The 18,752-nt window shown below is 68.1% G+C and carries 16 protein-coding genes; 9 read left to right on the top strand and 7 right to left on the bottom strand.

Annotated features, from left to right (window positions below):
• Positions 1–322 precede the first annotated feature (322 nt).
• Positions 323–1,660: an MATE family efflux transporter gene (locus GA0115234_RS30700; protein WP_093548156.1), complete on the top strand. Its 1,338-nt coding sequence runs from the start codon at positions 323–325 to the stop codon at positions 1,658–1,660.
• Between the two features lie 124 nt (positions 1,661–1,784).
• On the opposite strand, the gene rplI is transcribed toward GA0115234_RS30700, so the two are convergent.
• The 4 genes from rplI to rpsF all read right to left on the bottom strand — a co-directional run bounded on the left by rplI (position 1,785) and on the right by rpsF (position 3,500).
• Positions 1,785–2,231 (bottom strand): 50S ribosomal protein L9, encoded by a 447-nt coding sequence (gene rplI, locus GA0115234_RS30695; RefSeq protein ID WP_093548155.1) that lies wholly within the window; start codon positions 2,229–2,231, stop codon positions 1,785–1,787.
• Positions 2,232–2,249: 18 nt separating this feature from the next.
• Positions 2,250–2,486: a 30S ribosomal protein S18 gene (gene rpsR / locus GA0115234_RS30690; RefSeq protein ID WP_003967857.1), complete on the bottom strand. Its 237-nt coding sequence runs from the start codon at positions 2,484–2,486 to the stop codon at positions 2,250–2,252.
• Positions 2,487–2,529: 43 nt separating this feature from the next.
• Positions 2,530–3,135: a single-stranded DNA-binding protein gene (locus GA0115234_RS30685; RefSeq protein ID WP_093548153.1), complete on the bottom strand. Its 606-nt coding sequence runs from the start codon at positions 3,133–3,135 to the stop codon at positions 2,530–2,532.
• A 74-nt stretch (positions 3,136–3,209) separates the two neighbouring features.
• Positions 3,210–3,500 (bottom strand): 30S ribosomal protein S6, encoded by a 291-nt coding sequence (gene rpsF, locus GA0115234_RS30680; RefSeq protein ID WP_072487610.1) that lies wholly within the window; start codon positions 3,498–3,500, stop codon positions 3,210–3,212.
• A gap of 277 nt (positions 3,501–3,777) precedes the next feature.
• Between rpsF and GA0115234_RS30675 the strand changes: the two genes are divergently transcribed.
• The 3 genes from GA0115234_RS30675 to GA0115234_RS30665 all read left to right on the top strand — a co-directional run bounded on the left by GA0115234_RS30675 (position 3,778) and on the right by GA0115234_RS30665 (position 6,630).
• Positions 3,778–4,092, top strand: a complete 315-nt coding sequence (locus GA0115234_RS30675) for a hypothetical protein (RefSeq protein ID WP_093548151.1) — start codon at positions 3,778–3,780, stop codon at positions 4,090–4,092.
• A gap of 269 nt (positions 4,093–4,361) precedes the next feature.
• On the top strand, positions 4,362–5,480 hold the full coding sequence (locus GA0115234_RS30670; RefSeq protein ID WP_093548149.1) for a lipid II:glycine glycyltransferase FemX: 1,119 nt from the start codon (positions 4,362–4,364) through the stop codon (positions 5,478–5,480).
• A 118-nt stretch (positions 5,481–5,598) separates the two neighbouring features.
• A complete protein-coding gene (locus GA0115234_RS30665; protein WP_093548147.1) occupies positions 5,599–6,630 on the top strand; it encodes an alanine racemase in 1,032 nt (343 codons plus the stop codon).
• Between the two features lie 74 nt (positions 6,631–6,704).
• On the opposite strand, the gene GA0115234_RS30660 is transcribed toward GA0115234_RS30665, so the two are convergent.
• Both GA0115234_RS30660 and GA0115234_RS30655 read right to left on the bottom strand, forming a co-directional pair.
• Positions 6,705–8,204 carry a glycosyltransferase family 87 protein gene (locus tag GA0115234_RS30660; RefSeq protein WP_093548145.1) on the bottom strand — a complete coding sequence of 500 codons (1,500 nt, stop codon included), beginning with the start codon at positions 8,202–8,204 and terminating at the stop codon, positions 6,705–6,707.
• Between the two features lie 102 nt (positions 8,205–8,306).
• A complete protein-coding gene (locus tag GA0115234_RS30655; protein WP_256088858.1) occupies positions 8,307–10,670 on the bottom strand; it encodes a transglycosylase domain-containing protein in 2,364 nt (787 codons plus the stop codon).
• 99 nt (positions 10,671–10,769) lie between these two features.
• Between GA0115234_RS30655 and GA0115234_RS43890 the strand changes: the two genes are divergently transcribed.
• The 4 genes from GA0115234_RS43890 (at position 10,770) to GA0115234_RS30640 (ending at position 14,661) form a co-directional block, all read left to right on the top strand.
• Positions 10,770–10,907 (top strand): hypothetical protein, encoded by a 138-nt coding sequence (locus tag GA0115234_RS43890; protein WP_237541838.1) that lies wholly within the window; start codon positions 10,770–10,772, stop codon positions 10,905–10,907.
• 508 nt (positions 10,908–11,415) lie between these two features.
• Positions 11,416–12,123 carry a PadR family transcriptional regulator gene (locus tag GA0115234_RS30650; protein WP_093548357.1) on the top strand — a complete coding sequence of 236 codons (708 nt, stop codon included), beginning with the start codon at positions 11,416–11,418 and terminating at the stop codon, positions 12,121–12,123.
• A gap of 62 nt (positions 12,124–12,185) precedes the next feature.
• Positions 12,186–13,268, top strand: coding sequence for an inositol-3-phosphate synthase (locus tag GA0115234_RS30645; RefSeq protein WP_093548141.1), 1,083 nt, complete (start codon positions 12,186–12,188; stop codon positions 13,266–13,268).
• A 124-nt stretch (positions 13,269–13,392) separates the two neighbouring features.
• Entirely contained in the window at positions 13,393–14,661 is a 1,269-nt protein-coding gene (locus GA0115234_RS30640) for an MFS transporter (RefSeq protein ID WP_093548139.1), read from the top strand.
• 148 nt (positions 14,662–14,809) lie between these two features.
• On the opposite strand, the gene GA0115234_RS30635 is transcribed toward GA0115234_RS30640, so the two are convergent.
• Positions 14,810–16,252 (bottom strand): CCA tRNA nucleotidyltransferase, encoded by a 1,443-nt coding sequence (locus tag GA0115234_RS30635; protein ID WP_093548137.1) that lies wholly within the window; start codon positions 16,250–16,252, stop codon positions 14,810–14,812.
• 182 nt (positions 16,253–16,434) lie between these two features.
• Between GA0115234_RS30635 and GA0115234_RS30630 the strand changes: the two genes are divergently transcribed.
• Positions 16,435–18,720, top strand: coding sequence for a DUF6049 family protein (locus GA0115234_RS30630; RefSeq protein WP_093548135.1), 2,286 nt, complete (start codon positions 16,435–16,437; stop codon positions 18,718–18,720).
• Positions 18,721–18,752: the final 32 nt, after the last annotated feature.

Genomic DNA, 18,752 nt, shown 5'->3' with positions numbered 1-18,752 from the left:
GGCGCCGGTCCACGGTAGGCCGCTCGGCACCGTCAGCCAATCTGGTTATCCACAGGCCATGTGGACGACCGACCAGATGCTGTGGAGAACCCCGCAGAACCTGTGCACGGAGCGGGGGACAGCACTGTGGACAAACTCATAACACCTGCACCACCACGGCGCTGACCTGGCCTTTCCCCATCCACGGGCTGTGGGGGAGAAAAACTTTCCGAGTCAGCACAAGATCACGACAAACGGCCCACGGGAGAACGCCGGAGCTCAGCAAATGTAAGGACCCAGAAGGCATTGCATCCATTACCTGTGGAAGATTAGATTGACCCCCATGATCCAGGCCCCGGCAACCCCGCCTTCCAGTCGCCGACGGCACGACCGCGAGATCATCTCGCTCGCCGTCCCTGCCTTCGGCGCACTCGTCGCCGAGCCGCTCTTCGTGATGGTCGACAGCGCGATCGTCGGTCATCTCGGCACCCCGCAACTGGCCGGCCTGGCCGTCGCCGCCGCCCTGCTGACCACCGCTGTCAGCATCTTCGTCTTCCTCGCCTACGCCACCACCGCGGCGGTGGCACGACGGGTCGGGGCGGGTGATCTGGCCTCCGCGATCCGGCAGGGCATGGACGGCATCTGGCTGGCGCTCCTGCTGGGCATCGCCGTCATCGCCGTCGCGCTTCCCACCGCCCCCTGGCTGGTGGACGTCTTCGGAGCCTCCGACACCGCAGCCCCTTACGCGACCACGTATCTGAGGATCTCCAGCCTCGGCATCCCCGCGATGCTCGTGGTGATGGCCGCGACCGGCGTACTCCGCGGCCTGCAGGACACCAGGACCCCGCTGTACGTCGCCATCGGCGGCTTCGCGGCCAACGGGGCCCTCAACGCGGGACTGGTCTACGGCGCCGGTCTCGGCATCGCCGGATCGGCCTGGGGCACCGTGATCGCGCAGGTCTCGATGGCCGTTGCCTATCTGGTCGTGGTGGTACGGGGGGCGCGACGCCACGGCGCCTCGCTGCGCCCCGACGCCGCAGGCATCAGGGCCAGCGCCCAGGCGGGCGTTCCGCTGCTGGTCCGTACGCTGTCGCTCCGTGCCGTCCTGATGATCGCCACGGCCGTCGCCGCCCGCCTCGGCGACACCGAGATAGCCGCGCACCAGATCATCCTCTCCCTCTGGAGCCTGATGGCCTTCGCCCTCGACGCCATCGCCATCGCCGGTCAGGCGATCATCGGCCGCTATCTGGGAGCCGACGACGCCAAGGGCGCACGCGAGGCCTGCCGCCGCATGGTGCAGTGGGGCATCGTCTCCGGGGTGGTCTTCGGAGCACTGATCGTCCTGGCCCGCCCACTGTTCGTGCCCTTGTTCACCAGTGACCGGTCCGTGCAGGACACCCTGCTCCCGGCACTGCTGGTGGTGGCGCTCTCCCAGCCGATCGCCGGCGTGGTCTTCGTCCTCGACGGAGTCCTGATGGGCGCCGGCGACGGGCGGTATCTGGCCTGGGCCATGCTCGTCACTCTCGCGGTCTTCGCGCCGGTCGCCCTGCTGGTGCCGGTGATCGGCGGAGGTCTGACGACACTGTGGTGGGCGATGGCTCTGATGATGGTCGTCCGCATGGTCACCCTCTGGCTGCGCACCCGCTCCGGCAAGTGGGTCATCACCGGGGTCACCCGCTGAGCCGCCCGCCCTGGTCGCGTTTCACGTGAAACCGTCCCACGCGACCAGGAGCATGCGGCCCGGAACGACGAAGGGCCGCACCCCGTGGGGTACGGCCCTTCAGCTGCTCAGGTGAGCTGTGCCCTTAGGCAGCAACGACCTCGATGCCGAGGTTCGCAGCGACCTCGGGGTGCAGACGCACGGACACCTGGTGTCCGCCGAGCGTCTTGATCGGCGAGCCGAGCTCGACGCGACGCTTGTCGACGTCGGGGCCACCGGCGGCCTTGATCGCCGAGGCGATGTCGGCCGGGGTCACGGAGCCGAAGAGACGGCCGGCGTCGCCGGAGCGAACAGCCAGACGGACCTTCACGGCCTCGAGCTTGGACTTGATCTCGTTGGCCTGCTCGATCGTGGCGATCTCGTGGATCTTGCGGGCGCGGCGGATCTGCGCCACGTCCTTCTCGCCACCCTTGGTCCAGCGGATGGCAAAGCCACGCGGAACCAGGTAGTTACGGGCGTACCCGTCCTTGACGTCGACGACGTCGCCCGCAGCACCGAGGCCGGAGACCTCGTGGGTGAGGATGATCTTCATGATTCGGTCACCCTTCCCTTATCGCGCGGTGGACGTGTAGGGCAGCAGCGCCATCTCACGGCTGTTCTTGACTGCCGTGGCGACGTCACGCTGGTGCTGCGTGCAGTTGCCGGTCACGCGGCGGGCACGGATCTTGCCGCGGTCGGAAATGAACTTCCGCAGCATGTTCGTGTCCTTGTAGTCCACGTACTGGGTCTTGTCCTTGCAGAACGCGCAGACCTTCTTCTTAGGCTTGCGCACAGGCGGCTTCGCCATGGTGTATCTCCTGTGTGATCAAGAAGTGGGGGTACGAGCTGCCCTAGAAGGGAGGCTCGTCCGAGTAGCCGCCGCCGGAACCACCGGAGCTTCCGCCCCAGCCGCCTCCGCCGCCCTGCTGGCCCCCGCCCTGCTGACCGCCGGACGGCGCGCTCGTGGCCCACGGGTCGTCGGCGGGAGCGCCGCCACCACCCTGCTGGCCACCGCCACTGGGACCGCCGCCCCAGTTACCGCCGCCCTGCTGGCCACCGCCGTATCCACCCTGGCCGCCCTGACCACCGCGACCGGTGGTCTTGGTGACCTTGGCCGTGGCGTTCTTCAGGCTGGGGCCGACTTCCTCGACATCCAGCTCGTAGACCGTGCGCTTGACGCCCTCGCGGTCTTCGTAGGACCGCTGCTTCAGCCGACCCTGCACGACGACGCGCATGCCTCGCTGGAGCGACTCGGCGACGTTCTCCGCCGCCTGCCGCCAGACCGAGCAGGTGAGGAACAGGCCTTCGCCGTCCTTCCACTCATTGGTCTGCCGGTCGAAGATGCGGGGAGTGGACGCGACACGGAACTTCGCGACCGCCGCACCGGACGGGGTGAAGCGCAGCTCGGGGTCGTCGACGAGATTGCCGACGACCGTGATGACGGTCTCGCCTGCCATGGATGAACCTCTCGGCGGGGATTGCTTCTGGCTGCTTGCTGCTACTCGAACCCGATGACCACTGAGCTAGAAGCTCAGTGGGACTCGGGACGGAGGACCTTGGTCCGGAGGACCGACTCGTTCAGGTTCATCTGGCGGTCGAGCTCCTTGACGACCGCAGGCTCGGCCTGCAGGTCGATGACCGAGTAGATGCCCTCGGGCTTCTTCTTGATCTCGTAAGCGAGACGACGACGGCCCCAGGTGTCGACCTTCTCAACCTTTCCGTTGCCCTCACGGACGACGGAGAGGAAGTTCTCGATCAGCGGGGAGACAGCGCGCTCCTCGAGATCGGGGTCGAGGATGACCATCACCTCGTAGTGACGCATGTGGAACCCACCTCCTTTGGACTCAGCGGCCACGGTCGTTCCGTGGCAGGAGGGTCGTGATGCGTAAGCAACAGTGTCTCCGAGTAAAACAGCCGCCACTGACAACGCCCTCCATCGAGAGGGGCTGAATGTGCTGGCCTGGGCAGACACCGGTGCAGACCGTACAGAGTACCCGCACACCGGCTTCCGGTTGAAATCCGGTGGTCAGGAGACGCAATCTGGACACATCGGGTGTGAGCGACGCCACGACGCGCCCCTTTCGGCCAGGAGGTACTCCATGGCACAGGCAATACGACCCCGTCCCCCCGTCTCCCTGCTCGCCACCGACGGCAGGCCCCATCCGCTCCAGCAGACGCTGGTGGTGGTGACGCTGGTCCTCGGTGTTCTCGCCTTCGTGACGGCGATGTTCCACAACCTGCATCTGATCAGCTCGTGGGCCGGGCTCATCGGGATCCTCACAGGCGCCTACGGGCAGTACGTCTCGGTGACCACGCGAGAACGGTTCCCGCTGATCATCGGCATGGGCGCAGCCGCCATCGGCTTCTTCCTGGGCATGGCGCACGGCGGCCTCTTCGGCGGCGTGGTGGGCTGACACCGGGCGGCCGGCAGGTGATCCGCGGCCGGTACGAGCCGGACGGCGGGTGACCCGGCAGCCGGCACAGGCCGGAGGAACGGCGCGAGGAACCACTCGGGAACCTCGCGTCGTTCCCCGTGCAAGGACCCGGGGACCCGGGTCCCCCACGACGGCGGAGGCGCAAGGTCCCATAGGGCCAGACGGTGGACTCGTCGGTCACAGTAGGCTTCGGCGCGAGAGCCGGAGCCCCTGACCGATGGGGACACACCTGCCGAGGAGCGCCCCGCATGAGCCTGACCCTGAGGACCATCAGCCGAGAGCAGCATCTGGCATACATCCAGAGCCTGCCCGCGGCGAGTCACATGCAGGTCCCGGCATGGGCGGACGTGAAGGCGGAGTGGCGCTCGGAGAGCCTCGGCTGGTTCGACAAGAGCGGACAGCTCGTCGGCGCCGGCCTGGTGCTCTACCGGCAGCTGCCCAAGATCAAGCGGTACCTCGCCTATCTGCCCGAGGGCCCGGTCATCAACTGGTACGCCCCGAACCTGGACGACTGGCTGCGGCCGATGCTGGCGCACCTCAAGCAGCAGGGCGCCTTCTCCGTGAAGATGGGCCCGCCGGTCATCATCCGCCGCTGGGACTCGGCCGCCATCAAGTCGGGCATCCAGGACCCCGAGGTGAAGCGGCTGCGTGACGTCGAGGCCACTCACATCGAGCCGCGCGCCTTCGAAGTGGCGGACCGGCTGCGGAAGATGGGCTGGCAGCAGGGCGAGGACGGCGGCGCCGGCTTCGGTGACGTACAGCCCCGCTACGTCTTCCAGGTGCCGCTGGCGAACCGTTCACTCGAAGACGTCCACAAGGGCTTCAACCAGCTGTGGCGACGCAACATCAAGAAGGCCGAGAAGGCCGGTGTCGAGGTCGTCCAGGGCAGCTACGCCGAGCTCGACGAGTGGCAGCGGCTGTACGAGATCACGGCGGAGCGCGACCACTTCCGGCCGCGTCCGCTGGGCTACTTCCAGCGCATGTGGACGGCCCTCAACAACGAGGACCCCAACCGGATGCGGCTCTACTTCGCCCGCCACGAGGGTGAGAACGTCGCGGCCGCGACCATGCTGATCGTCGGCGGGCACGTCTGGTACTCCTACGGCGCCTCCGCCAACCACAAGCGCGAGGTCCGGCCCTCGAACGCGATGCAGTGGCGGATGCTGCGCGACGCGTACGCCATGGGGGCCACCGTCTACGACCTGCGCGGCATCTCCGACTCCCTGGACGAGACCGACCACCTCTTCGGCCTGATCCAGTTCAAGGTCGGCACCGGCGGGCAGGCCGCCGAGTACCTCGGCGAGTGGGACTTCCCGCTCAACAAGCTGCTGCACAAGGCGCTCGACATCTACATGTCGCGTCGCTGACACGCGTCCTCCGTTACGCACCGCCCCACTGACGAAACCCGGCTTCATTGGTTTCAATGGGGACCTCGGCTCCACCCACCTCCCACACAGCAGCCACCAGAAGGGTTCCGGACCGGCCATGGCGCTCTCCCTGTACGTCGACACCGCGCGCTGGCGGGCGCACCAGAAATCCGTCCTCGACCAGTTCCCCGGTCTCGTCCCGGTCTGCAAGGGCAACGGATACGGCTTCGGCCACGAGCGGCTGGCCGACGAGGCCATCCGCTTCGGCTCCGACATGCTCGCCGTCGGGACCACCTACGAGGCGGCCCGCATCAAGGACTGGTTCAGCGGCGACCTCCTGGTCCTCACCCCGTTCCGCCGGGGCGAGGAGCCGGTGCCGCTGCCCGACCGCGTCGTCCGGTCCGTGTCCTCCGTGGACGGCGTACACGCCCTGGTGGGCGCCCGGGTCGTCATCGAGTGCATGAGCTCGATGAAGCGCCACGGCGTCAAGGAGGAGGAGCTCGGGCAGCTGCACGCCGCCATCGAGGACGTACGGCTCGAAGGCTTCGCCCTGCACCTGCCGCTGGACCGCACGGACGGTTCGGACGCGGTCGAGGAGGTCATCGGCTGGATGGACCGGCTGCGCGCGGCCCGGCTGCCGCTGCACACCATGTTCGTCAGCCATCTGCGCGCCGAGGAGCTGGGCCGGCTCCAGCAGCAGTTCCCGCAGACCCGTTTCCGCGCCCGCATCGGCACCCGCCTCTGGCTCGGCGACCACGAGGCGACGGAGTACCGGGGCGCCGTCCTGGACGTCACGCGCGTGGCCAAGGGCGACCGCTTCGGCTACCGCCAGCAGAAGACCGCCTCGGACGGCTGGCTGGTGGTCGTCGCCGGCGGGACGTCGCACGGTGTGGGCCTGGAGGCCCCGAAGGCGCTGCACGGTGTGATGCCGCGCGCCAAGGGGGTCGCCCGCGCGGGCCTGGCCACCGTCAACCGCAACCTGTCGCCGTTCGTCTGGGCGGGCAAGCAGCGCTGGTTCGCCGAGCCGCCGCACATGCAGGTGTCGATCCTGTTCGTCCCGGCGGACGCCCAGGAGCCGAAGGTGGGCGACGAGCTGGTGGCCCATCTGCGCCATACGACCACCCAGTTCGACCGCCTCGTCGACCGGTAGGGCCTGCCCGGCCCCGATCGCACGGCAGTCCCCGCAACGGAACCGGGTCTCTCCCTTCGGGAGAGACCCGGTTCTCAGTCGGCGACCGGTCCGCGCGCCGCGCCCCACTCCACCCGCGGCCCTTCCACCGCGGCGTGGGCGTGCTCCGGCGGATGCGCCGCCCGCCCCAGCACGAACGCGTCCGGGGCCCCGTCGAGCACCCCGCCGGACGGATCGTCCGACCCGTCGCGCCGTACGACGTCCCGCTCCGGCATGAGGATGTCCCGTACGACCACGGCACAGAGGTACAGCGTGCCCAGCAGGTGCAGGGCGATCGCCAGCTGGTAGCCCTCCGTGGGCAGCCCCTGGTGCTTGTCCCCGCTCGTCGTGTACGCGAGGTACAGCCAGATCCCCAGGAAGTACAGGACCTCGCAGGCCTGCCAGATCAGGAAGTCGCGCCAGCGCGGCCTGGCCAGGGCGGCCAGGGGGATCAGCCACAGCACGTACTGCGGCGAGTAGACCTTGTTGACCAGGATGAACGCCGCGACGACGAGGAAGGCGAGCTGCGCGAAGCGCGGCCTGCGCGGCGCCGTCAGGGTGAGCGCGCCGATGGCGGCGCACAGCAGGACCGTCGTCAGGGTCGAGACGGTGTTGACGGTCGAGACCTCGATGCCCTCGCCGGTGCGCTGGGTGATGATCAGCCAGAAGGAACCGAAGTCGATGCCCCGTTCCTCGCTGAATGTGTAGAACTTCTTCCAGCCCTCGGGGGCGAGGGCCATCACCGGCAGATTCACCACCAGCCAGGACACCGCCGCCCCGAGCGTGGCCATGCCGAACTCCCGCCACTTGCCCGCCCGCCAGCACAGCACGAACACCGGCCCCAGCAGGAACACGGGATACAGCTTGGCGGCCGTGGCGAGGCCGATGAGGATGCCGAACGCCAGCGCCCGTCCCCGGGACCACATCAGCATCGCCGCGGCCGTCAGCGCGACGGCCAGCAGGTCCCAGTTGATCGTCGCGGTGAGCGCGAAGGCCGGCGCGAGGGCGACCAGCAGCCCGTCCCAGGGGCGGCGCCGGTGCGTACGGGCGACACAGACGGCGATGATCACGGCGCAGATCATCAGCATGCCCGCGTTGACCATCCAGTACAGCTGCTCGCGGTACTGGAGGGATCCGCCCGGCGTCAGCCAGGAGGCGACCTGCATGAACACGCCCGTCAGGACGGGGTACTCCAGGTACTGCATGTCGCCGGGCAGCCGGTCGAAGTAGGGCACGAGGCCGTCGGAGAATCCGCGTGCGGCGAAGAGATGCGGAATGTCCGAGTAGCAGGCGTGCGTGTACTGCGAGCTCGCGCCCCTGAACCACGCCCAGTTGTAACAGGGCAGCTTCTGCACCATGCCCAGCGCGAACATCCCGAGAGCCACCAGGGCGACGACGGCCACGGGTGTGAGCGCCGTGCCTCCGAACCGTGCCCAGCGCCCGGAGCGCCCGCCGATCAGCTCGCTGCCGGCCGCGGCGACCTCGTCCTGGTGCGTGGGCCGCACGACGGACCGTTCCTGGTGCTGGTGCACGCTCGTGTCTTCTGCGCTTGGCATGCCGCTCATCCTGCCGTACGGGACTGTGGAAACCGCGAGGGCCGCCGCACCGGATGGTGCGGCGGCCCTCATGACCGGTCGGCCCCTCGGGCCGGGCGGACGTTATCCGGCCGGTCCGGCGATGAACCCTCCGTCGCCGCCGTTCCCGTTCCCTCCGTCGCCGCCGTTCCCGCCGTTGCCGCCATTGCCGCCGTTCGCGTTTCCGCCGGTCGGTGGGTCGGTCGTCGGGGGAGTACCGCCGGTACCACCGTCGTTTCCGCCGTTCGCCCCGTCGCTGCTCCCGCCGTTGTTGTGCTGGCAGTCCCAGTCCCACGTACCGCAGGTCTCGCCGGGGTCGGGCGGCGGCGGGGTCGTTTCCTTCGAGGGCGGTTCGGTCACCGACTTGGTCGGCGACGGTGTCGTCGACGCGGGGGGCGTCGGCTTGGGGCTCTGCGCGCCGCCGCCGTAGACCTTGTCGCCGATCGGCTCCGGCTCCGGGAAGGTCAGGGCCGGCATGCCCTTCAGCGCACCCGCCATGTAGTCGTGCCAGATCTCGGCCGGGAACGACGCACCGTGGATCGTCTTCTCGCCACCCGTGCCGTACATCTTCTCGAACTTGCGATCCTTGTTCGCCGCATCGTCGTCGAGCCGGTACATGCTGATGGCCGTGGACAGCTGGGGCGTGTAGCCGACGAACCAGGCCGACTTGTTGTCGTCCGTCGTACCGGTCTTGCCCGCCACGTCGCGGCCGGGGAGCTGCGCGGGGGTACCGGTCCCCTTCTCGACGACGTTCTTCAGGACGTCGGTGACGTTGTCGGCGATCGCGGGTTCGAAGGCACGCTTTTGGACGTCCTTGTGCTGGTAGACCACCTTGCCCTCGTGCTTCACCTCGGAGACCGAGTAGGGCTCGCGCTGCATACCGCTGGCGGCGAAGGTCGCGTACGCGCCGGCCATACGGATCGCGCTGGGCGAGGACGTACCGATGGAGAACGACGGCACATGCGAATCCGCCATCTGATCGTCGTCCTTGAGCCCCGCGTGTATGGCGACTTCCTTCACCTTGTCGGTGCCGACGTCCATGCCGAGCTGCACGTACGGGGAGTTGGCGGAGACCCGCATGGCCTCGCGAAGGGTGATGTTGCCCTTCGACTCATGGCCGTCGTTGGCCTGCAGCCACTCCTTGCCGTTCTCGTCCATCCAGATGTCGCCGTTGTACTTCTTGATCTTCAGCCGGTCGTCGGCGTTGTAGATGCTGAGCGGCGAGACCGGCGTGCGCTCGGACGGCCCCTGGTCCTCCCCGAGCGAGGGGTCCCGCTTGCCGTACTCCATCGCCGCCGCCAGTACGAACGGCTTGAAGGTCGAACCGACCTGCGCACCGGTGGGGTCGGCGTTGTTGGTGAAGTGCTTGGTCGCATCCTGGCCGCCGTAGATCGCCACGATGGCCCCGGTCTTGGGATCCACCGAGCCGCCGCCGAACTGGACGTGGGTGTCCGTCTCGGGGCGCTCCTTCGGCTTGATCTTTTTGTCGTAGACCTTCTTGACCGCGGCGTTGAGCTCGTTCACCTTCTTCTTGTTGAAGGTGGTGTGGATCTGGTAGCCGCCTTGGGCCAGCATGTCCGCCGTGACGCCGGGGGTGTTGTTGAGGAAGTACTTCTTGGCCAGGTCGACCAGGTATCCGGTCTGGCCGCCGAGCTGGGGACTCTTCTTCAGCGGGAGGGGATCCGGGAACTCGGTGTACTTGGCCCGCTCCGTCTGCGAAAGACGTCCGTCCTTGACCTCTTCGTCGAGGATCCACTTCCAGCGCTTCTTGGCCCGCTCGGTGTTCAGCTTCGGCGTCGCCTGCTTGGGATCGACGTCGGTGGCGCCCGCCGGGTCGTAGTAGGACGCGCCCTTGAGCAGCGTGGCCAGGAACGCGCACTCGCTCGGATTCAGATCCACGGCGTCCTTGCCGTAGTACGTCCTGGCCGCCGCCTGGATCCCCGAAGCACCTCGCCCGTAGTACGAGACGTTGAGGTAGTCCCTGATGATCTCGTTCTTCTTCATCTTGTTGGTGACCTTGAGCGTGATGAAGAGTTCCTGGAACTTCCTGCTCAGGGTCTGTTCCTGGGAGAGACGAGAGTTCTTCACGTACTGCTGGGTGATCGTCGAACCACCCTGGGTCTCGCCGCCGGTCGCCATGTTGAACAGGGCTCGGGCGATGCCCATGGGGTCGATGCCCCGGTCATGCTCGAAGGACTTGTTCTCGGCGGAGATCACGGCGTTCCGCATGGCGTCGGGGATCTGCTCGAAGCTGATTATCTGGCGGTTGACCTCACTACCGGTGGCAACCATCTGCGAGCCGTCGTCCCACAGGTAGACGTTGTTCTGCGCCTTCGCGGCTTCGTTCACATTGGGCAGGCCGACCATCGCGTACGCGATCCCGCCGATGCCCATCAGCGCGCCGAGAAAGCCGACGCAGAGGCCGGAGGCCAGCTTCCACGACGGCACCCAGCGCCGCGCGCCGTACTTCCCGGCGCGCGGGTAGTCGATGAAGCGTTTCTTGACAGGGCGCTGGCCCGCACGGCCACGCCCCCTGCCGGGGCCCTCATGACCGGCGTCGCCACCGCCACCGCGGCGACGTCCACCACCACCACCGCCGCCTCGGCCGCCGCCCCGCTGGGCGGCTCGTCTGGCCGCCGCGCGCCCGCCGTACGGAGTGTCCCCACCCGGCGCATCGGAAGGTGATTCGGACGTTACTCCGTGTGACGGAGCGGCGCGGCGTCCTGAGGACTGCTGGGCAGCTCGTCTGGCCGCTGCACGCCCACCACCTTGTGGTTGCGGCGTTTTGCGACGGTGCTCGCTCATCGAACGACTACTCCTCGGGCAGGCGAGAGCGCCTGGAAGCGGCAGTTGAGATCCGGTCCCCCGAATTACGGACCAGCCCTGCGTCAGGCTCGTCCGCCATGCGTCCGGCTGGTCCGCGGAGACTGACGCGCGCGTGCGTCACGCGGTTCCCGGTGGTCTGCATGCCGCACAGACTACGCACGGTCAAAACCCTCCTAGGACCGAACTTCACCCCAAACAACGCAAGTCGGTGCCTACGAATTCTCGATGTGACGCCGTTCACGATGGCTCCCCTTGTCGCATCGCGAGGACCGATCTATCGTCGTGATGTATCGAGTCGATACATCAGCTCGGTACATCGGCCCGGCACAGGGCTTCGCAAGAGCACTCGGTGAAGGAGGAGGCGAAGTTGAGCAGACGCTCCGGCATCCTCGAATTCGCCGTTCTCGGACTGCTCCGCGAGTCCCCGATGCATGGCTATGAGCTGCGCAAGCGCCTCAACACCTCGTTGGGGATCTTCCGCGCCTTCAGCTACGGCACCCTTTACCCCTGTCTCAAGACGCTGGTCGCCAACGGCTGGTTGATAGAGGAGCCGGGTGCCGCTCCTGCCGACACTCCGCCCACCGCCGGCCGTGCGGTCGCCCCCGCCTCATCTCTGGCCGGGCGCCGCGCCAAGATCGTCTACCGGCTGACGGCGGAAGGTAAGGAGCACTTCGAGGAGCTGCTCTCGCACACCGGGCCCGACTCCTGGGAGGACGAGCACTTCGCAGCCCGTTTCGCCTTCTTCGGGCAGACGGAGCACGAGGTACGGATGCGCGTCCTGGAAGGCCGGCGCAGCCGGCTGGAGGAGCGGCTGGAGAAGATGCGGGCCTCTCTGGCCCGCACCCGCGAGCGCCTCGACGACTACACACTTGAGCTGCAGCGACACGGCATGGAGTCCGTGGAGCGCGAAGTGCGCTGGCTGAACGAGCTCATCGAGAGCGAGCGGTCGGGACGGGATCAGCGACGATCCTCGCCCGGGAGCGAAGCTCAGCAGAACACAGCAGGAGAGACGGGCGGCCTGCCCCGGCGCCGGGGTGACACCCCGCCGGATCCGTCCGACGACACCGCAGAGTGAGGCACCCGCAGATCCGCGGGGCCCTCATCGGAAACATCCAAAACACACAGGGAGCAACCGGAATGGGTTCGGTTCGCGTAGCCATCGTCGGCGTGGGCAACTGCGCCGCCTCGCTGGTCCAGGGCGTCGAGTACTACAAGGACGCCGATCCGGCCGGCAGGGTGCCCGGTCTGATGCACGTCCAGTTCGGCGACTACCACGTACGGGACGTCGAGTTCGTCGCCGCCTTCGACGTCGACGCGAAGAAGGTCGGCCTCGACCTCGCGGACGCCATCGGTGCCAGCGAGAACAACACCATCAAGCTCTGCGACGTGCCGAACTCCGGCGTCACCGTCCAGCGCGGCCACACCCACGACGGTCTCGGCAAGTACTACCGCCAGACCATCGAGGAGTCGACCGAGGCCCCGGTCGACATCGTCCAGATCCTCAAGGACCGCAAGGTCGACGTCCTCGTCTGCTACCTGCCCGTCGGCTCCGAGGTCGCTGCGAAGTTCTACGCGCAGTGCGCCATCGACGCCAAGGTCGCGTTCGTCAACGCTCTCCCGGTCTTCATCGCAGGCACCAAGGAGTGGGCGGACAAGTTCACCGAGGCCGGTGTCCCGATCGTCGGCGACGACATCAAGTCGCAGGTCGGCGCCACCATCACGCACCGCGTGATGGCGAAGCTCTTCGAGGACCGGGGCGTCATCCTGGACCGCACGATGCAGCTGAACGTCGGCGGCAACATGGACTTCAAGAACATGCTCGAGCGTGAGCGCCTGGAGTCCAAGAAGATCTCCAAGACGCAGGCCGTCACCTCCCAGATCCGTGACCGCGAGCTCGGTGCGGACAACGTCCACATCGGTCCGTCGGACTACGTGGCCTGGCTGGACGACCGCAAGTGGGCGTACGTGCGTCTGGAGGGCCGCGCCTTCGGTGACGTTCCGCTGAACCTGGAGTACAAGCTCGAGGTGTGGGACTCCCCGAACTCCGCCGGTGTCATCATCGACGCCGTCCGTGCTGCGAAGATCGCCAAGGACCGTGGCATCGGTGGCCCGATCCTCTCCGCGTCCTCGTACTTCATGAAGTCCCCGCCGGTCCAGTACTTCGACGACGAGGCCCGCGAGAACGTCGAGAAGTTCATCCGCGGCGAGGTCGCCAACTGACGCAGCCGGACACGGCGCGTCCGTGCGGCCGGATACTGAGCGGCAACGCTCTCTCCTTTCCGCACTGTTGAGGGTCCCCGGGCAATCTGTCCGGGGACCCTCAACGTATGTGACCCTTGATCACATGGCCGTCGTGGGTGATCTGCGCGTTCTTCTGCGCCTTCGGAACTTCCGTCGTCTACTGGCCGTACGACTCCTCTCCCAGTCGGCCGACGGCGTCTTCCAGGTGGCACTGGCGGCCCATGTCGTCTTCTCCCCCGAGAAACAGGCTTCGGCGGGTGCCATCGCCTCCGCGATGGCGGTACTGCTGCTGCCCTACTCGCTCATCGGCCCCTTTGCCGGTGCCTTGCTGGACCGCTGGCCGCGCCGCCAGGTCTTTCTGTACGGGAACCTGCTGCGTGCCGTCCTCGCCTGCTGCACGGCGCTCCTCATCCTCGGCTCCGCACCCGACTGGCTCTTCTACTCCTCGGCGCTGTGCGTCACCGCGGTCAACCGCTTCGTCCTGGCCGGTCTCTCGGCCGCGCTGCCGCGTGTCGTCGACAGCGACCGGCTGGTGCTCGCCAACTCGCTCTCACCGACCGCCGGAACACTCGCCGCCACGGCGGGCGGCGGGCTCGCCTTCGCCGTGCGGCTGGTCCTCGCGGACTCCGATGCCGCCGTGGTGCTGCTGGGCGCGGCGCTCTATCTCGCTTCGGCGCTGGCCTCCCTGACCCTTGCCACCGGGCTGCTCGGACCGGATCGGGACGGACACCGGACCGGGCTGGGCACGGCCCTGGCCGTTACCGCGCGGGGGCTGTCCGACGGGTTGCGCCATCTGGCGGAGCGGAAGCAGGCCGGCCGGGTGCTGGCCGCCATGACCGTGATGCGCTTCTGCTACGGAGCGCTGACCGTGATGGTGCTGATGCTGTGCCGGTACGCCTGGACCGACAGCGAATCCGAGGGCCTGGCGCTCCTCGGACTGGCCGTGGGGGTCTCCGGTGCGGGGTTCTTCGCGGCGGCCGTGCTGACGCCCTGGGCGGCGGGACGGCTCGGCCGGCTGCGCTGGATGGCGGTGTGCGCGGCGGGGGCCGCCGTCCTCGAACCCGCACTGGGGCTGTGGTTCGCGCCCGCACCGATGCTGGTGGCGGCGTTCGTCCTCGGGCTGGTCACCCAGGGGGCGAAGATCACCACCGACACGGTGGTGCAGACCTCGGTGGAGGATTCCTTCCGGGGCCGGGTCTTCGCCCTGTACGACGTGCTGTTCAACGTCGCGTTCGTGGGGGCCGCGGGGGTCTCCGCGCTGATGCTGCCTTCTGACGGGCGGTCGGCCGCAGTGGTGATCGGGGTGGCGGTTCTCTACGCGGTCGTCGCCGCGCTGATCATCCGGTGGGACCGCACCGGAGAGGCCTCTTAGCGTTCGAGGCACGGCGAGGGGGACATAGCGAAGGGGCGCTGTTTCACGTGAAACAGCACCCCTCACCTGTTCGGGATGCGGCACCGGGGCGGGTCATGTTTCACGTGAAACATGACCCCGTTCCCCGGCGGGCGAGCCTCCAGCAGCCTCAGACCTGTGCGGCCCACCACTCCTTGAGCTTCTCGACCGCCCTGTCATGCTCCATCGGGCCGTGCTCCAGGCGCAGCTCCAGCAGGAACGCGTACGCCTTGCCGATCACCGGACCAGGACCGACCCCCAGGGTCTTCATGATCTCGTTGCCGTCCAGGTCGGGGCGGATGGCATCCAGCTCCTCCTGCTCCTGCAACTGCGCGATGCGCTCCTCCAGCCCGTCATAGGTCCGGGAGAGCGCGGCGGCCTTGCGCTTGTTCCGAGTAGTGCAGTCCGAGCGGGTCAGCTTGTGCAGTCGGTCCAGCAAGGGCCCGGCGTCCCGCACATATCGGCGGACCGCGGAGTCCGTCCACTCGCCGTCGCCGTAACCGTGGAAGCGCAGGTGAAGTTCCACCAGCTTCGAGACGTCCTTGACCATGTCGTTGGAGTACTTGAGCTCGGTCATCCGCTTCTTGACCATCTTGGCGCCCACCACCTCGTGGTGATGGAACGAGACGCGCCCGTCCTTCTCGAAGCGTCGCGTCCGGGGCTTGCCGATGTCATGGAGGAGAGCGGCGAGCCGCAGAACCAGATCGGGGCCGTCCTTCTCCAGGTCGATCGCCTGCTCCAGGACGGTCAGCGAATGCTCGTAGACATCCTTGTGACGGTGATGCTCGTCACTTTCCAGACGCAGTGCGGGGAGCTCCGGCAGCACCTGCTGCGCCAGCCCCGTGTCGACGAGCAGCGCCAGGCCCTTGCGGGGGTGTGTGGAGAGCAGCAGTTTGTTGAGCTCTTCCCTGACCCGTTCGGCGGAGACGATCTCGATGCGTCCGGCCATCTCCGTCATCGCGGCGACCACATCGGGAGCGACATCGAAGTCCAGCTGAGCCGCGAAACGGGCCGCGCGCAGCATGCGCAGCGGATCGTCGGAGAACGATTCCTCGGGGGTTCCGGGGGTACGGAGAACGCGCTCCGCCAGATCCTCAAGGCCGCCGTGCGGGTCGATGAACTCCTTCCGCGGAAGCGCGACGGCCATCGCGTTGACCGTGAAGTCGCGGCGGACGAGGTCTTCCTCGATGGAGTCGCCGTAGGACACCTCGGGCTTGCGGGAGGTCCGGTCGTACGCCTCCGACCTGTAGGTGGTGACCTCGATCTGGTAGCCGTCCTTCTGGGCGCCCACGGTGCCGAAGGCGATCCCGACCTCCCAGACCGAGTCGGCCCACGGGCGGACGATCTTCAGTACGGCCTCGGGGCGGGCATCAGTCGTAAAGTCCAGGTCGTTCCCGAGCCTGCCGAGAAGCGCGTCCCGGACCGAGCCACCGACCAGGGCGAGACCGAACCCGGCGTCCTGGAAACGGCGAGCGAGGTCGTCGGCGACCGGGGACACCCGGAGCAGTTCGCTGACTGCGCGGTGCTGCACCTGGGTCAGGGCACGGGAGCTGTCTTCATTGGCGTTCGACACAACTGAAAAGGGTACGTGCCTGGACCGGTCCGGTCGCCCTGGATTCGTCCCGCCTGCAAGACTCTTCCGATCATGTAGCGAACTCCCCAGCACTTGGCACCCGCGCACATCGTTACCATGCGTGGACGCAACAACCGACAACCATCGACACCAGCTGACGACGACGAGGGACGGGTAAGCGCGTGGCCGAGGCGGCAGACATTCAGGGGATCGGTCCCTCTCCTGCCCGCCGGTGGCTGCGGCGCACAGCCGCCCTGATCATCGGGGCGCCGCTCGTCGCGGCGCTGCTGGCCGTTCCGGCCGCGCAGGCCGGCACCGGCAAGGCACACACCGGCTCCGGGACGGTCGATGTGTCCCTGAACACGCTGTCCCCGAGCGCGCCGGTCAAGGGGGACACCCTGACCGTCTCCGGCACTGTCACCAACAGGGGCAGGGACACCATCAAGGCGGCCACGGTCGACCTGCGGGTGGGCCCGAAGCTCCTGGGCAGGACGGAGATCGACACCGCCGCCAGGCGCACCGGATACGCGCTCGGCAGCGACCCCGCCGCGCTCGGCGGCAAGTACACGGTGAAGATCGCGAAACTCCCCACCGGGATCAGCCAGGACTTCACGCTGTCCGTCCCGGTCGGCAAGCTGGGCCTCGGCGACGACGGCGTCTACCAGCTCGGTGTCTCGCTCTCGGGGCAGACCTCCCGGGCCCCGTACCCCCAGGTGCTGGGGATCGAGCGCACCTTCCTGCCCTGGCAGGAAGAGGAGCGTGACTCCAGGACGAAGGTCACCTATCTCTGGCCGCTGATCGCATCGGCCCATGTCACCGCCGAGACGGGCACCGACGATCAGCAGACGCCCGTGTTCGCGGACGACGACCTGGCCGCCGAGCTGGCTACGGGCGGACGGCTCGAACAGCTGGTCTCACTGGGCAGCCAGCTGCCGGTGACCTGGGTGGTCGACCCGGATCTGCTGGCCAGCGTGGATGCGATGACGGGGAACTACCGCGTCAAGTCCGGCGACACCACCGTCGCGGGGACGAACCAGGCCGTCGCCAAGAAGTGGCTCACCGCTCTTGAGGCCGCGGTGTCGGACGGGAAGGTCGTCGCGCTGCCGTTCGCCGACCCCGATCTGGCGTCCATCGCGCACCGCGGCAAGAACGTCTCCGGCACCCTCAGCCATTTGCAGACCGCCACCGAGGTGGCCGGCTCCACGGTGCAGACCATCCTCCATGTGAAGCCGTCGACCGACTTCGCCTGGCCCGTCGACGGGGCGATCGACCCGTCGATCGTCGATGTCGCCACCTCGGCCGGTGCCCACAAGGTGATCGCCCGCAGCGACAGCCTCCAGGAGACCGGCAATCTGCCGTACACGCCGACCGCCGCCCGGCCGATCGGCGGGGGCACCACCGCGGTCGTCGCCGACGCCCGGCTCTCCACGGCCTTCCAGGGCGACATGTCGAAGGCCGGGAACTCCACCCTCGCCGTGCAGAAGTTCCTCGCTCAGACGCTCGCCCTGACCGCGCAGGACACGGACGCGGAGCGGAGCATCGTCGTCGCACCGCAGCGGACGCCCACCGTGGCCCAGGCCCAGTCGATGGCCCGCGCCCTGCACGGTCTCGACGACGGACGCTGGACACAGCCCCTCGGGCTGGTGGAAGCGGCCGGGGCGAAGCCCGACGCGGACGCGACAACCGGCGTCCCCGGGACCTCCCAGTACCCGAGGAAGCTCCGCGGCCAGGAGCTGCCCACCCAGGCCTTCCAGGACATCAAGTCCACCCAGGTCTCGCTGAACAACTTCCAGGTCATCCTCACCCAGACCGAGCGGGTGGTGACCCCCTTCGGCAACGCGCTCAACCGCTCCATGTCGACGTCATGGCGAGGCCGCCCGCTGGAGGCCCAGCAGTACCGGGACTCGGTCCGCACATATCTCCAGGACCTCATCAACGAGGTCCAGCTCATCTCGAAGTCGGACGTCACCCTCTCCGGCCGCAGCGCCACCATCCCGGTGACCGTGCAGAACAGGCTGTTGCAGGGCGTGGACCATCTCGTCCTCCGGCTGAAGTCGGAGAACGCGACGCGCCTCAAGCTGAACGACGGCGGGGCCGTGGCGGAGCAGCCGATCCGGATCGGCGCCGGCCACAGCCAGTCCGTGAAGTTCGACGCGGCGGCCAACGTCAACGGCCAGGTGCAGATGACGGCGCAGCTCTACACGGAGGACGGCACGCCGTACGGCGACGAGATGACCTTCACCGTGAAGGTCTCCGAGCTCACCCCGACCGTGCTGCTGGTCATCGCGGGCGGACTGCTGCTCCTCGTCCTCGCGGGCATCAGGATGTACACCCATCGCAAGCGCGCCAACGCGGGCGGCGCGACCGGCGACGACGGCGGTGAACCCGGGCAGCCGAGTGACCCGACTCCGGACACCGGGCCGGAAAGCGGGGAGCCGTCGGCCCCGGGTGAGAAAGTGGAACGTTGAGCGATGTCTGTCGTGGCCGGTCGGCCGGGGAC

Source organism: Streptomyces sp. DvalAA-43 (assembly GCF_900091725.1).
Taxonomy (GTDB): Bacteria; Actinomycetota; Actinomycetes; order Streptomycetales; family Streptomycetaceae; genus Streptomyces; species Streptomyces pulveraceus.
The sequence above is the reverse complement of the archived record's forward strand: the minus strand, read 5'-3'. Positions and strand labels throughout refer to the sequence as shown.